Raw genomic sequence first — 14,451 nt, forward strand, 5'->3', positions numbered from 1 at the left:
TATTATCGAGCTACCATACTCGAAAAACTACCCCTGAAAATCGCAAGGCTCGCCGGAGGCTTTAACTTTATGAATAAAATTAATTACTTATCTTCTTCACGTACTGCGATGTGACGGATGATGTCTTCGCTGATCTTCGCTAAGCGGTCAAATTCGCTGATCGCTTCTGGCTTCGCCACAACGTTAAGAAGCATGTAATAACCTTCACGGAAATCGTTGATTTCGTAAGCTAAACGACGCTTACCCATGTCAGTTGACTTAGCGATTTCAGTGCCTTCGTTCGTTAAGATGTCGTTAAAACGATCGATTACAGCTTTCTTTGTTTCTTCTTCAACGTTTGGACGAATAATGTACATAATTTCATATTTACGCATATCTTTCACCTCCTCTTGGACTAAACGGCTCACTTTTTAAAAAGGAGCAAGGAGCAATATATTCATATAATTACTCACGAAACAAAATTATACCATGATTAATTAGCGTACGCAAGTGCCTGTTTACGGGGACAAGCACCTATACGTTAAATCTGAAATGCATAACGTCTCCGTCTTGAACTACATACTCTTTCCCTTCAAGGCGAACTTTACCTGCTTCACGGGCAGCTGTCATAGAGCCACCTGCCAGTAAATCTTCATAAGAAACTGTCTCTGCACGAATAAAACCGCGCTCAAAGTCAGTATGAATGATCCCTGCACACTGTGGAGCTTTCATTCCTTTTTTAAATGTCCATGCTCTTACTTCCTGTTCCCCAGCTGTAAAATACGTTGCTAAACCAAGTAATGAGTAAGCAGCCTTAATCAACTGATCTAAGCCTGATTCTTTAATGCCAAGTTCTTCAAGGAACATTTGCTTTTCTTCCCCATCAAGTTCAGCAATTTCAGATTCAATTTTTGCACAAATGACGATAACTTCAGCATTATCACTTTTTGCAAATTCATGAACCTTTTGAACATACTCATTTCCAGATGGGTCCGCCACTTCATCCTCACCAACATTGGCTACATAAAGCATTGGCTTGATTGTTAACAAATGAAGATTCTTCACAAGTTTCAATTGCTCTTCCGTAAATTCAATCGAACGAGCCATCTTGCCTTCTTCAAACGCTTCTTTAAGGATAACAAGAATTTCATGTTCTGCTGCCGCATCTTTATCTTTTTGCTTCGCTAATTTACCAACACGGTCAATACGCTTGTCCACTGTTTCAAGGTCAGCTAAAATTAATTCCAAATTAATCGTTTCAATATCTGAAATTGGGTCTACTTTACCCGCTACATGTGTTATTTCATCATCTGCGAAACAACGAACAACCTGACAAATGGCATCCACTTGGCGAATATGGGATAAAAACTTATTTCCTAAACCTTCGCCTTTGCTCGCCCCTTTAACGATACCGGCAATATCTGTGAATTCAAAAGCAGTTGGCACTGTTTTTTTCGGCTTTACTAATTGTGTTAATTTATTTAAACGCTCATCTGGTACTTCAACAATCCCCACGTTAGGATCGATTGTACAGAAAGGGTAGTTTGCTGATTCAGCACCTGCCTGTGTAATTGCATTAAAAAGCGTTGATTTTCCAACGTTCGGAAGACCAACGATTCCGGCTGTTAAACCCATTAACCATTCACTCCTTAAAAAATCTTCGTTCTAAGTATTCTTAACCAATTATAGGAACTGTTCCTTAAAAGCGCAAGCATTGATTAAAACGAAACAAGCCAACCATTACCCAAGAATCAAGCGCAATAATTGACTTGCCTCATTAATTAACTATACTTTCATGTAGTATGCTACTCTTCATGCTTAACAAGGATTTTCTTTAACTTTCTTGTGAACTCTTTTCGGGGAATTAAAACACTATGATCACAGCCTTCGCATTTAATGCGAATATCCATGCCGAGGCGAATGATCTTCCAGCGATTAGTTCCACATGGATGCTGCTTTTTCATTTCTACAATATCATTTAGACCAAAATCTTTATCAACCATTTTGCTCCCCCCTTCATTTATTCACGGTCACAATTTGTATCAGACTGCTTGTTTATATTTTACCAATTTTTCGTTACCATTTGTAGCGATTTGCTATAGGATACAACAAAAGCGCGGCCAACATATATAAATTTAACAGTCCATATAACGGATAAAGAACTGCCACTAATGTTGAAAATCCAAACGTTGTTAATGGCACCATAACTAAAAGTATAATGAATGCCAATAGCCATAATGGCATTGATGTTTTCTTTCTAAATCGTGTGGTTAAACCGACAACTCCCGAAGCAGCTGTTGTATAAATGGCACACCATAAAACAACTGACATCAATATTAACATAATATAATGATAATTTTTTAATATAGCAAACAAAGGAATTTCGTAGAGTACTATATCTGAAGCCATTTGTGACAATATTTCATTATATAGAAATGTTAGGACCCCTAATAATATCCCGCTTCCTAAACTCGCAATCCAAATTTCACCCTGATGCTTGATTTCTTTTCCGATTGCTGCGAGGACTGCAACCAATGGCAAGATATTTAGAGCTGTAAACGTGAAGGCAGATGGCCAATTCCCCTGCTCCCGCCAATCGATGATGATTGGCTGTCCATATTTTAACGTGAAGGAAAGAAGTGCCCCAATTAAACCGGCAACTAATAATGGAATGATAAAAGCATTAATGGATACCATTCCTTGAATATCCCAAACAAATAAAAATACCAATAAAATAACTGTAACGGCAATTCCAACCCAAAATGGCAAGTAAAATACTTCTAAAGCAGCTCCTGCACCAGCCAACATTACAACCGTAACTGAAAATAAATACAATATAATCATAAAATCATAAAGGCCAGCCAACTTCTTTCCCAGCAAAGTCTCCAATACTGGCAAATAGTGAACGGTTTTCTTTTCATAGCTAATTTTCATAATAAAATAACAGCTGATTATAAATAATACGGTAAATAGTAAAATGGCAAGTCCACTTTCATACCCAAAAAATTGCCATATTTCTCGTCCTGATGCATATCCCGCGCCAATCGTCGTACCCATAATAAGAAACATCCATTTAAGACCGGCTTTCCACATTATTTATCTTCCTTTCATAATCAAAGTTAAAAATTATCAACTTTATGTATAGGAACTTAATAAATTCCGTATACTGTTACTACTATTAAAGAGGAGTGGATCCTATGAATCTAAAACCAAAGTTTTTTGAAAAAAAAGAGGTCTCCTCCTACCGTATTTCTTACGAAGAGCAAAATGCCCCTTTATATATTGGCGAGAAATTAGTTGAACTTTTGCCACACCATATCCTTCAACCTGTCGTTATCGCTTGTATTGGAACTGATCGCTCAACTGGGGATGCGCTTGGACCATTAATTGGAACAATCCTTCATGAAAAAAAACCTTCTCATTTCCATGTATACGGTACACTTGAACATCCTATTCATGCTGTTAATCTAGAAGAGCAATTAGAATTAATAAATAATACACATCAGAATCCATATATTGTTGCAATTGATGCATGTTTAGGTAGATTAAAAAGTGTTGGGGATGTTACTTTAAATGTCGGCGCGTTGAAGCCTGGAGCCGGTGTTAACAAACAACTTCCACCAGTTGGAGAGGTTCACTTAACTGGAATTGTAAATGTCAGTGGATTTATGGAGTTTTTTGTTTTACAAAATACGAGGTTAAATCTTGTTATGAAAATGGCACAAACAATGGCAAGCGGCATTATGGAAGCAGATCAATTATTAAAGATTAAAAAAAATCCCCTACTTCGCAGGTAGGGGGGCAAGGTTTACTATAAACATATTACATTGTAAATTGATGATAAAAATATTGTCCAGCAACTAATAAAGCAACTACAAGGATGGCAGGCAGCATATTAGCAACTCGTATTTTTGTAATTTCCAACATATTTAAACCAATCGCTAAAATCATAATCCCACCGGCGGATGTCATCTCAATAATAAAGGCATCCATAATCGGATCTGGAATCCATTGTTCAATTTGCGTTGCAAATAAGGCAATCATTCCTTGATAGATCATAACCGGAAATGCCGAGAATAGAACGCCTACTCCCAGTGTAGTTGCAAGAACGATACTCGTAAAACCATCCAAAAGTGACTTTGTATATAAAACTTGATGGTCTCCTCTAAGACCGCTGTCAAGGGCACCAATAATGGCCATCGCGCCAATTGCAAAAATCAATGTTGCCGTTACAAATCCTTTTGCTATTCCACCTTCTTCAGTAGAACCCATTCTCCGTTCTATCCAAAAGCCAAGTTTATTTAATTTCCCATCAAAATCCATAATTTCTCCGATAATACTTCCAAATAACAAACTTAGGATGACAATCAGAAATTGTTCACTTTTGACTCCCATTTGTATCCCTAAAATGACAACGGCTAGTCCAATTGATTGTAAAACCAATGTTTTTACCTTTTCGGGAATGCGATGCATCACTTTCCCCAGAAAAGTCCCAGCAATAATCGCAATCCCATTCACGATTGTACCTAGCAAAACCATATGTCTTTTCTCTCCCCTAGGCTAAATATCCTGCTCTAATCTCATCTATAGCTTGTACAAATTTTTCAACTTCATCTACTGTATTAAAGATGCCAAAGCTTGCCCTTAATGTGCCGCCTTGTCCAATCGTTCCAATGGACTGATGGGCTAATGGAGTACAATGAAGACCTGCCCTAACTGCAATCTTATAATGTTGATCTAAAATCATCGCCACTTCTTGACTATCGACTCCATCAATATTGAAGGAAACGACAGCAAGCTGTTTGATATCTTCATCAGGTCCGTATACAGTTACACCATTCACTTTTTTTAATCCTTTTTTACAGGCGTCTATCAAAAGCTGTTCATGCTTAAAAATTACATCAAGCCCTTTTTCCTTGATAAACAGGACGCCTGCCAATAGCCCTGCAATTCCTGGAGTATTCAATGTCCCGCTTTCTAATCTTTCAGGAAGTTCATCAGGCTGTTCAATTTTTTCCGAAAAGTGGCCTGTTCCACCGGTTATAAGGGGCTTCAACTCAACATTTTTATTAATTAACAAAGCACCCGTTCCTTGTGGTCCCATTAACCCTTTATGGCCAGCAAAAGCTAAAAGGTCGATATTCATTTCTTCCATATTTAATGGTAAAATTCCCGCTGTTTGTGAGGCATCCACCATAAATATGAGATTATGTTTTTTGCTTATTTTCCCTAATACTTCAATGGGAATAATAGCCCCGGTTAAGTTGGAACCATGGGTAACTACAAGTAATTTTGTATGGGCTGTTATCGCCTTCTCAAACTCTTCAATATTAATTTCACCGTTATGGTTTGGCTGAATGTATGTAATTTCTATACCGATTTCACTTTTCAATCGTTCTAGAGGCCGGCGAACTGAATTATGCTCATAGGCGGTTGTAATCACATGATCTCCGTGCTTTAATGCAAGTCCTTGAATTCCTATATTAAGAGCTCCGGTAGCATTTTGGGTAAATACAACCCGTCTTGGATCTGCTAATCCAAAAAACTGCGCCAACTGAACCCGTGCTTCATAGATTTTATTTCCCGCTTCATTTGCTAAGGCATGGCTGCCCCTTCCAGGGTTAGCGCCATATTTCGTCAACGCTTCTACTACTGCATCTGTTACTTCTTTTGGTTTTGGAAAAGATGAAGCTGCTTGATCAAAATAAATCATAAAATGCCTCCTATCGATAAAAAATAAAACCACCTTGAAGATGGCTTTTTTACAACGACTCTTTATCAAGCAACTCTAAAATCCGATTCAAATCGTCTGGGGAGTAAAACTCAATTTCAATTTTCCCTTTATTTTTACTTTGCTTGATAGCAACAGCTGTTCCAAAACGGTCGCGGAGACGGGACTCCTGCTGCTTAATAAAAATATCCTTTGGCTTTTCCTTCTTCTTTGTTTCACGTGAAACATTTTCGTTTAGCCTTTGGACAATTTGTTCTAATTGACGTACGTTTAAGTTCTCTTTTTTTATCTTTTCTACAAGTGGAAGCATAAGTTCTTTGTCTTTAAGTCCTAATAGTGTCCGGCCATGCCCCATTGTTAAGTCGCCATTGGAAATCAATGTTTTAACTGGCTCCGGCAATGCTAGCAGGCGAATATGGTTCGCAATATGCGGGCGGCTCTTTCCTAAACGGCCAGCAAGCTCCTCTTGTGTTAACTTAAGTTGTTCAATTAAGGTTTGGTAGGCTAGTCCCTCTTCGATTGGATTTAAATCTTCCCGCTGTAAGTTCTCGATCAATGCCAGCTCCATCATTTGTTGTTCAGTATAATCCTTTATAATGACAGGGATTGTTTCTAAGCCGGCTTCTTTAGCAGCACGAAATCGCCTTTCACCCACGACAATGTCATAGCCTTTAATGCTCTTTCTTACTACAATCGGTTGTAGGATTCCGTGAGTTTCAATCGACTCTTTTAATTCTTTAATAGACTCCGGATCAAATGTTTTTCTAGGCTGATAAGGATTCGGACGGCATTCCTTTAATTTTACATTCTGGATTTTATCTGAAGGCTCCAGTACATCATCTACTGAAAAATAGGCCCCCAAGCCTAATCCTTTCCCCAAACCTTTAGCCATTAGCAATCACTTCCTTTGCAAAATCTAGATATACCTCTGCCCCTCTTGACTTAGGGTCATAAATGATAATCGGTTTACCGTGACTAGGTGCTTCGCTTAATCTAATATTGCGTGGAATGATAGAATGGTAAACTCTGTCCTGAAAATATTTTTTAACTTCATCTATTACTTGAATTCCAAGATTTGTTCTTGCATCAAGCATCGTTAATAAAACCCCATCAATTTTTAATGATTGATTTAAATGCTTTTGGACTAATCTTACTGTATTCAATAACTGACTAAGACCTTCAAGTGCGTAGTACTCACATTGTACTGGAATAATGACCGAATCCGCAGCCGTTAAAGCATTTAGGGTTAGCAATCCCAACGAAGGAGGACAATCAATAATAATATAATCGTACTCTACTATAAGCGGGTCTAGCGCCCTTTTTAACCGGACTTCTCTTGAAATAGTTGGCACTAATTCTATTTCCGCACCGGCTAACTGGATGGTTGAAGGCAATACATAAAGGTTTTCTACGTTAGTGGGCAGGACGACTGATTTTGCTTCTTCATCGTCAACTAAGACATTGTATATACATTGCGCCACGTCTGCCTTTTCAACGCCAACCCCACTAGATGCATTCCCTTGCGGATCTATATCAACAAGTAACACTTTTTTCCCTAAATAAGCCAAACATGCACTCAAATTCACCGAAGTTGTTGTTTTTCCAACTCCACCTTTTTGGTTTGCAATTGCAATAATTTTACCCATGCTGTCACCTACCTTCCTTAAAAAGAAGCTTGTCCTATAACAGATATCCTTTTGGACAAAGGATTACATTACTTTAGTTTTTCATACTTTACTATTTTATCATGAATTCCAATGAATTTCGTTTTAAAAGTAAAAAACCCATCTACTTTTTTAGAGATGGATTAAATATAGTGCTATTTTTTCGGTATTTTTATCGTAAATTGAATATAATCTTCATGTTCCTCTTCTTGGCTATCTATTTTCATTCCAGTGCTGGCTACCATGTTAAGTGATTGGCGAATTGTATTCATCGCAATTCTAGTATCCTTGCTAAATGCTTTTCTTTTCGGCTTGGGCTTTTTTACTTTACTTTCGAGCATTTTTATAACACGATCTTCTGTTTGTTTTACATTTAAGTGTTTTTCAATGATCTCTTCTAAAAGTTTTTCTTGTAATTCCTGTTCCTTAAGTGGAATCAATGCCCTGGCATGTCTTTCTGTAATTTTCTTTTGCAACAATGCCTCTTGAATAGCTTCTGGTAATTTTAATAGACGAAGTTTATTAGCAACAGTTGATTGACCCTTACCTAATCTTTGTGCTAATGCTTCTTGAGTTAAATTATGCAACTCTAAAAGTCTAGCATAAGCAATGGCTTCTTCAAGCGGAGATAACTCCTCCCGCTGAAGGTTTTCAATTAAAGCAACTGAAGCTGTTTCCGTATCATTGAAGTCTTTTATGATAGCCGGAATTGTATCCCATCCAAGCTTTGTAACAGCCCGCCATCTTCTTTCCCCAGCAATAATTTCATATTTACCTTTTTCGTATTCTCTTAAAACGATAGGCTGAATGATTCCATGGGTATGAATCGTCTGCATTAATTCATTAATTTTTTCATCAACGAATACAGTACGTGGCTGAAAACGATTTGGGACGATATCCTGAATTGGGATCCGCTTCACTTCTTCATTTTCCGTTATTAATTCTTCCTTTAGTTCTACATTATTTGTCTCTACAGTCTTTTCCCCTATACCAAAAAAGCGCGAAAAAGGGTGTTTCATTTTTCATACACCGCCTTTTGATTACTACAAAAAAAACAATACAATTCGACATATACTTCTATTCTCTATAGAAATACAAATTCCTGCAATATCAAAATTTAAAATGTCATAAATAAATCTAATAAAGAACTCCTATGTTTCACGTGAAACAATTCGAAAAGCTTAGGCGCTGGAGATAGACATTGATATACAAAATCGACCTGTTTACTCAATTGGAGTTTTATTAGGTGTTCCTGGTTTCCTTGGATACTTATTAGGTGTTTTACGTTCCTTTTTAAGGATCACGATATTACGCTCACTATTTTCAATAGGCAGTTGAAAATTATGTATACTTTCTACTTTGCAGCCTAATACTTCAATTGCTTTTTTTCCGGCATTCAGTTCTTCTGCTAGATTAGCACCTTTCATCCCTATAAAGTAGCCTCCAACCTTTGCCAATGGAATACATAATTCACTTAATACCGACATCCTAGCAACAGCCCTTGCCATTACTATATCATATGATTCCCTTATTTCAGGTCTTTTTCCGAATGTTTCAGCACGGTCATGGTAAAAGGTAACCTGATCTAATTGCAAAGTGGATGCTAATTCATTTAAAAAGGTGATCCTTTTTTGCAGTGAATCAACGATTGAAATGGAAAGATGTGGGAAACATATTTTTAAGGGGATACTAGGAAACCCTGCCCCTGCCCCGACATCACAGATTTTATATTCTTTTGTAAAATCAAAATAAAATGCTGCTGTTATCGAGTCATAGAAATGTTTTAAATATACTTCCGGCTTATCGGTAATGGACGTTAAGTTCATTTTTTCGTTCCATTCAACAAGTGTGTTATAGTACAGGTCGAATTGTTCTAGTTGCCTGGAGGAAAGGGAAATCCCCTTCTCCTCTAGGCTTGTTTGAAATAATTGAATATCCATAATCAATCCCCTTTTATAAGAAAAGCTCAAAGCTAGTTCAGCGAAGTCCACTAGTCGCTGGGCGCTGAAGCTGGACAATAATGTACCACCCTATTGTTGTATCTTCGCTATTTTCCCTTGCTCCAAATAAACTAAAAGAATAGAAATATCAGCAGGGTTTACACCGGAAATCCGGGACGCCTGTCCGACTGATAGTGGACGGATTTGTGACAGCTTTTGGCGCGCTTCGGATGCAATTCCTGTTATAGCGTTATAATCAATATCAATTGGAATCTTTTTATCTTCCATCTTCTTCATACGCTCAACCTGCTGCAATGATTTTTCGATATAGCCTGCATATTTAATTTGAATTTCAACCTGTTCCGTAACATCGACGGGCAGTTCTTCTTCAGATGGGGCTAATTGCATCAACAGTTCATACGTCATTTCTGGACGTTTTAATAAGTCAGATGCCCGTACACCATCTTTAAGTGGGCTGCCTCCCAATTGTTGAATCAAATTTTGTACCTGTTCATTAGGCTTAATAATAATACCTTCCAGCCTATTTTTTTCTCGTTCTACTTTTTCTTTTTTCTCCAAAAATCTTTCGTATCTTTCATCAGAAATTAAGCCGATTTGATGGCCAATTTCTGTAAGTCTTAGATCAGCATTATCATGACGCAATAATAATCGATATTCAGCTCTCGATGTTAATAAGCGGTATGGATCGATTGTTCCTTTTGTAACTAAATCATCAATTAATACACCGATATAGGCTTGGGAGCGATCCAAGATAACCGGTTCTTTATTTAAAACTTTACAACCAGCATTAATTCCAGCCATTAATCCTTGGCCAGCTGCTTCCTCATAACCAGAAGTTCCATTGATTTGGCCAGCTGTAAATAAATTTTTAATCAGCTTTGTTTCTAATGTTGGCCATAATTGAGTAGGATGCACCATATCGTATTCAATCGCATAACCTGCTCTCATTAATTCAGCATTTTCTAATCCAGGTACGGAGTGAACCATCTCCACTTGGACCTCTTCAGGTAAGCTTGTGGAAAGTCCTTGGACATATACTTCTTCGGTATTTCGACCCTCTGGCTCAAGGAAGATTTGATGGCGTGGTTTATCATTGAAGCGAACAATTTTGTCTTCAATCGATGGACAGTACCGTGTCCCAATCCCTTCAATCATCCCTGAATACATTGGACTACGATGTAGATTGGCATTAATAATTTCGTGTGTTTTCGGACTAGTATAAGTCAACCAACAAGGGATTTGATCCGTGATGAATTTTGTCGTTTCATAAGAGAATGCCCGTCGCTTTTCATCACCGGGTTGAATTTCCGTTTTACTATAATCAATGGTTTGTCCCTTGATACGCATTGGTGTACCTGTTTTAAATCGCCCCATATCAAGTCCTAATTCTTTAAGGTTTTTGGACAAATCTATGGAAGCCCGTTGGTTATTAGGACCACTCTCATAAGCAAAGTCACCAATAATAATCTTTCCTCTTAAAAACGTACCTGTAGTAATAATGACAGCCTTGGAATAATACATGGCGCCTGTTTCAGTTACGACGCCTTTGCATTCTTCGTTCTCCACAATTAGGCTCTTGACCATGGCTTGTTTTAATACTAAATTTTCTTCCTTCTCTAACGTGTGCTTCATTTCCTTTTGGTAATGATATTTATCAGCCTGTGCTCTTAACGCTCTAACAGCAGGGCCTTTACCTGTATTCAACATTCTCATTTGAATATGTGTTTTATCAATATTTCGTGCCATTTCGCCGCCAAGGGCATCTATTTCACGAACAACAATACCTTTTGCCGGTCCTCCAATCGAGGGATTACAAGGCATAAACGCAACCATATCTAAATTTAAAGTTAGAACTAAAGTTTTAGCACCCATTCTTGCTGAGGCAAGTGCAGCTTCACATCCAGCATGCCCTGCACCAACAACAATTACATCATACGAACCAGCATGATATTCCATAAAAAACCTCCTATATCGAAAAGCGTAAGCACCCGTTTAGCGAAGTCCACTAGTCGCTGGGTGCTGGAGCTAGACACCTATTTACCTAAACAAAATTGGGAGAATAATTGATTAATCAAGCTTTCATGTACAGTATCTCCAATTATTTCCCCTAAGATTTCCCACGTTCTTGTAAAATCTATTTGAATTAAATCAATTGGGACCCCTGCATCGATCCCTGAAAGAACATCATCAATTGCCTTTTGGGCCTGATTTAATAGTGCAATATGACGAGTATTAGATACATAGGTCATATCTCCCGATTCTATCCTTCCTGTAAAAAATAATCCTGAAATAGCTTCCTCCAATTGGTCTATCCCGGACTCTTCTTTTAAAGACGTTGAAATGACCGGATAATTGTCAGCAAGCTTTTTCACTTCATCCATATCAATTTTTCTGTTCAAATCAGTTTTATTTACAAGTACAATCACATCCATGCCACGGGCCGCTTCAAACAGTTTTTTGTCCTCCGCCGTTAAAGGTTCAGCATTATTTAGGACTAATAAGATTAGATCAGCTTCTTTAAGAACCTGTCTCGAACGTTCGACCCCTATTCTTTCAACAATGTCCTCTGTTTCCCTAATACCGGCTGTATCAACGAGTCGCAATGGGACACCGCGAACATTAACATATTCCTCTATGACATCACGAGTTGTTCCAGGAATATCAGTAACAATGGCTTTATTTTCATGCACTAAACTATTTAATAGTGACGACTTCCCAACATTCGGACGTCCGATAATCACTGTCGAAATGCCATCACGCAATATTTTCCCTTGCTTTGATGTCTCAAGCAACTTCGCAATTTCAGCTTTAATTTCAGTCGCCTTTTCTAATAATAATCGATGTGTCATTTCTTCGACATCATCATATTCTGGATAATCTATGTTCACTTCAACATGGGCAAGCGTTTCAAGGATGGTTTGCCTTAATTGCCGTACCAATTTCGACAATCTCCCTTCCATTTGACCAATCGCCACATTCATCGCCCGGTCAGTCTTAGCCCGAATTAAATCCATTACAGCCTCAGCCTGTGACAAATCAATTCTACCATTTAAAAAAGCACGCTTAGTAAACTCTCCAGGTTCTGCTAAACGTACTCCCTGATTTAATACAAGCTGCAAAACCCGATTCACGGAAACTAGACCACCATGACAGTTGATTTCGACAATATCCTCTCTCGTAAAGGTTTTTGGTGCCCGCAAAACTGAAAGCATAACCTCTTCCACTTTTTCATTCACTTCCGGGTCTACGATAAACCCATAGTGAATGGTATGGCTTTCTACTTTCTCTATGTTTTTCCCTTTAAAAATCTGGTTGGCTGCCTTTACTGCCTCTGGTCCACTTATTCTTACAATTGCGATGGCTCCTTCCCCCATCGGAGTCGATATCGCCGCAATCGTATCCATTTCCATCATACTATCACCTCTCTTATCCACAACTGCTTTTTTGAATTTTTTTATCGGAGTGATCTATAATTTATCCACAGTGGATAACTTTTCTGTTTTTAAGCAATATATCTAGTTTAACTTATCCACAACAGGGAACGCAACTGCAAAACTTTCACATATTAGAAAAACACGATATTTGCCCACAATGGCAAATATCAATATCTTTTCTTATACTATAATCCATAAAATAATAATTTCTTATAGTACAAAAAAGCATGGCAACTACTAGAATTAATCTAGTACTGCCATGCTTCTTATTATCATTTTTAGTTCGGGATAATCACGATGTGACGATTGGGTTCTACTCCATCAGAGGAAGTTGTTACACCATCTACATCGTAAAGAACAGAATGGATGATTTTCCTTTCAAACGACGGCATTGGTTCCAAAACGACTTTTGTTTTTGTCTTCTTAGCTTTTTCCGCTAGCCTTGTTGCCAGCTGTTCCAATGTTTCTTTACGTCGTAATCGATAATCTTCAGCATCTACAATTACAGTTAAGTACTCTTCTGAATACTTGTTGGCCACTAATTGAACTAAATATTGAAGAGAATTCAATGTTTGGCCGCGCTTTCCAATTAGGATCGCGACATCTTCACCTGATACTTTAAATGAAAGCTCTTTGCCATGTTGGGATTTTTCTACAGTAGCTGAAATCCCCATCTTTTTAATGACATCTTCTAAATAGGTTTGAGCTTCAAACACAGGGTCAATCTTAACTGTAAGCTTTACAATCGCAGGTCTGTTTCCAAATACACCGAATAAACCTTTTTTGCCTTCATCGATGATCGAAACATCCACTTTATCCTTTGAAACATTAAGTTCCTTTAATCCAGATTCAATCGCTTCATCAACTGTTTGCCCTGTACCGGTAGCTGTTACTTGTTTCACTTCTTCGCTCCCCCTGTAGTATTCACTTCAGTTTTTACTGGACCTTTAATGAAATAAGTTTGGACAATCATAAAGATATTACCCACTACCCAATATAGTGATAATGCAGCTGGGAATGAAACTGCGAATACAACGATCATGACAGGCATAATGTACAGCATCATTTTCATTTGCGGGTTATTTTCCATACCATGCATCATCATTTTTTGCTGCAGGAATGTAGTCAGACCAGCTATTAAAGGTAAAATATAAAATGGATCCTTATCTCCAAGGTCAAACCATAAGAAACTATGATTTGCAATTTCAGCTGTCCTCATAATGGCATGGTAAAATCCGATTAAGATTGGCATTTGAATAACTAGTGGGAAACATCCTGCTAAAGGGTTAACACCATGTCTTTGGAATAATGCCATTGTTTCTTGTTGAAGCTTTTGTTGTGTTTTTGGATCTTTAGAAGCATATTTTTGTTGAAGTTCTTTTAATTCAGGTTGAATAGCTTGCATCGCTTTTGAATTTTGTGTTTGCTTGATCATTAAAGGCAAAATGGCCAAACGAATAATAATTGTAACAACAATTATAGAAAGTCCATAATTAGCACCAAATAGATTAGCAACATACGTTATTAACCAGGATAATGGATATACAAAATACTGGTTCCAAATCCCTTCACTCTCTGCGGTGATTGGCGTGTTCACTTGCGAACATGCAGATAAAACCGCTAATAGACCCACTAAGGTCAAAATCAGGGCGATTCTCTTCTTCAAACTCCGTTCCTCCTTC

General features: G+C 37.8%; 15 protein-coding genes. 1 reads left to right on the forward strand and 14 read right to left on the reverse strand.

The window, feature by feature from the left end:
* Positions 1-83: 83 nt before the first annotated feature.
* The 4 genes from rpsF to BAZO_RS02860 form a co-directional block, all read right to left on the reverse strand.
* Positions 84-374 (reverse strand): 30S ribosomal protein S6, encoded by a 291-nt coding sequence (gene rpsF, locus BAZO_RS02845; protein ID WP_003329750.1) that lies wholly within the window; start codon positions 372-374, stop codon positions 84-86.
* Between the two features lie 139 nt (positions 375-513).
* Positions 514-1,614 (reverse strand): redox-regulated ATPase YchF, encoded by a 1,101-nt coding sequence (ychF, locus tag BAZO_RS02850; RefSeq protein ID WP_003329751.1) that lies wholly within the window; start codon positions 1,612-1,614, stop codon positions 514-516.
* Between the two features lie 170 nt (positions 1,615-1,784).
* Complete coding sequence (locus tag BAZO_RS02855; protein ID WP_003329752.1) at positions 1,785-1,982, reverse strand: DUF951 domain-containing protein; 198 nt, start codon at positions 1,980-1,982, stop codon at positions 1,785-1,787.
* Positions 1,983-2,055: 73 nt separating this feature from the next.
* A complete protein-coding gene (locus tag BAZO_RS02860) occupies positions 2,056-3,072 on the reverse strand; it encodes a YkvI family membrane protein (protein WP_003329753.1) in 1,017 nt (338 codons plus the stop codon).
* A gap of 104 nt (positions 3,073-3,176) precedes the next feature.
* Here BAZO_RS02860 and yyaC point away from each other — a divergent pair, with 104 nt between their 5' ends.
* Complete coding sequence (gene yyaC, locus BAZO_RS02865) at positions 3,177-3,776, forward strand: spore protease YyaC (RefSeq protein ID WP_003329754.1); 600 nt, start codon at positions 3,177-3,179, stop codon at positions 3,774-3,776.
* Between the two features lie 25 nt (positions 3,777-3,801).
* On the opposite strand, the gene BAZO_RS02870 is transcribed toward yyaC, so the two are convergent.
* The 10 genes from BAZO_RS02870 to spoIIIJ all read right to left on the reverse strand — a co-directional run bounded on the left by BAZO_RS02870 (position 3,802) and on the right by spoIIIJ (position 14,435).
* Complete coding sequence (locus tag BAZO_RS02870; protein WP_003329755.1) at positions 3,802-4,518, reverse strand: DUF554 domain-containing protein; 717 nt, start codon at positions 4,516-4,518, stop codon at positions 3,802-3,804.
* A 16-nt stretch (positions 4,519-4,534) separates the two neighbouring features.
* Complete coding sequence (locus BAZO_RS02875; RefSeq protein WP_003329756.1) at positions 4,535-5,692, reverse strand: aminotransferase class V-fold PLP-dependent enzyme; 1,158 nt, start codon at positions 5,690-5,692, stop codon at positions 4,535-4,537.
* A gap of 49 nt (positions 5,693-5,741) precedes the next feature.
* A complete protein-coding gene (locus BAZO_RS02880; RefSeq protein WP_003329757.1) occupies positions 5,742-6,602 on the reverse strand; it encodes a ParB/RepB/Spo0J family partition protein in 861 nt (286 codons plus the stop codon).
* Positions 6,595-7,356 carry a ParA family protein gene (locus BAZO_RS02885; RefSeq protein ID WP_003329758.1) on the reverse strand — a complete coding sequence of 254 codons (762 nt, stop codon included), beginning with the start codon at positions 7,354-7,356 and terminating at the stop codon, positions 6,595-6,597. Before BAZO_RS02885 ends, BAZO_RS02880 begins: the two co-directional genes overlap by 8 nt.
* 173 nt (positions 7,357-7,529) lie before the next feature.
* Entirely contained in the window at positions 7,530-8,393 is an 864-nt protein-coding gene (noc, locus tag BAZO_RS02890) for a nucleoid occlusion protein (protein WP_003329759.1), read from the reverse strand.
* 204 nt (positions 8,394-8,597) lie between these two features.
* On the reverse strand, positions 8,598-9,314 hold the full coding sequence (rsmG, locus tag BAZO_RS02895) for a 16S rRNA (guanine(527)-N(7))-methyltransferase RsmG (RefSeq protein ID WP_003329761.1): 717 nt from the start codon (positions 9,312-9,314) through the stop codon (positions 8,598-8,600).
* 90 nt (positions 9,315-9,404) lie between these two features.
* Positions 9,405-11,291: a tRNA uridine-5-carboxymethylaminomethyl(34) synthesis enzyme MnmG gene (gene mnmG / locus BAZO_RS02900; RefSeq protein WP_003329762.1), complete on the reverse strand. Its 1,887-nt coding sequence runs from the start codon at positions 11,289-11,291 to the stop codon at positions 9,405-9,407.
* A 77-nt stretch (positions 11,292-11,368) separates the two neighbouring features.
* Positions 11,369-12,745: a tRNA uridine-5-carboxymethylaminomethyl(34) synthesis GTPase MnmE gene (gene mnmE / locus BAZO_RS02905; RefSeq protein WP_003329763.1), complete on the reverse strand. Its 1,377-nt coding sequence runs from the start codon at positions 12,743-12,745 to the stop codon at positions 11,369-11,371.
* 302 nt (positions 12,746-13,047) lie between these two features.
* Positions 13,048-13,671 (reverse strand): RNA-binding cell elongation regulator Jag/EloR, encoded by a 624-nt coding sequence (jag, locus tag BAZO_RS02910; protein ID WP_003329764.1) that lies wholly within the window; start codon positions 13,669-13,671, stop codon positions 13,048-13,050.
* On the reverse strand, positions 13,668-14,435 hold the full coding sequence (spoIIIJ, locus tag BAZO_RS02915) for a YidC family membrane integrase SpoIIIJ (RefSeq protein ID WP_003329765.1): 768 nt from the start codon (positions 14,433-14,435) through the stop codon (positions 13,668-13,670). The genes jag and spoIIIJ overlap by 4 nt, the downstream gene beginning before the upstream one ends.
* Positions 14,436-14,451 lie beyond the last annotated feature (16 nt).

This window comes from Schinkia azotoformans LMG 9581 (assembly GCF_000307855.1).
In the GTDB taxonomy this organism is placed as follows: Bacteria; Bacillota; Bacilli; order Bacillales; family Bacillaceae_J; genus Schinkia; species Schinkia azotoformans.

Bases quoted from the DNA above. Each gene is read 5' to 3' on its own strand.
- rpsF (WP_003329750.1), bottom strand. From the start codon at position 374: ATGCGTAAATATGAAATTATGTACATTATTCGTCCAAACGTTGAAGAA.
- ychF (WP_003329751.1), bottom strand. From the start codon at position 1,614: ATGGGTTTAACAGCCGGAATCGTTGGTCTTCCGAACGTTGGAAAATCA.
- BAZO_RS02855 (WP_003329752.1), bottom strand. From the start codon at position 1,982: ATGGTTGATAAAGATTTTGGTCTAAATGATATTGTAGAAATGAAAAAG.
- BAZO_RS02860 (WP_003329753.1), bottom strand. From the start codon at position 3,072: ATGTGGAAAGCCGGTCTTAAATGGATGTTTCTTATTATGGGTACGACG.
- yyaC (WP_003329754.1), top strand. From the start codon at position 3,177: ATGAATCTAAAACCAAAGTTTTTTGAAAAAAAAGAGGTCTCCTCCTAC.
- BAZO_RS02870 (WP_003329755.1), bottom strand. From the start codon at position 4,518: ATGGTTTTGCTAGGTACAATCGTGAATGGGATTGCGATTATTGCTGGG.
- BAZO_RS02875 (WP_003329756.1), bottom strand. From the start codon at position 5,692: ATGATTTATTTTGATCAAGCAGCTTCATCTTTTCCAAAACCAAAAGAA.
- BAZO_RS02880 (WP_003329757.1), bottom strand. From the start codon at position 6,602: ATGGCTAAAGGTTTGGGGAAAGGATTAGGCTTGGGGGCCTATTTTTCA.
- BAZO_RS02885 (WP_003329758.1), bottom strand. From the start codon at position 7,356: ATGGGTAAAATTATTGCAATTGCAAACCAAAAAGGTGGAGTTGGAAAA.
- noc (WP_003329759.1), bottom strand. From the start codon at position 8,393: ATGAAACACCCTTTTTCGCGCTTTTTTGGTATAGGGGAAAAGACTGTA.
- rsmG (WP_003329761.1), bottom strand. From the start codon at position 9,314: ATGGATATTCAATTATTTCAAACAAGCCTAGAGGAGAAGGGGATTTCC.
- mnmG (WP_003329762.1), bottom strand. From the start codon at position 11,291: ATGGAATATCATGCTGGTTCGTATGATGTAATTGTTGTTGGTGCAGGG.
- mnmE (WP_003329763.1), bottom strand. From the start codon at position 12,745: ATGGAAATGGATACGATTGCGGCGATATCGACTCCGATGGGGGAAGGA.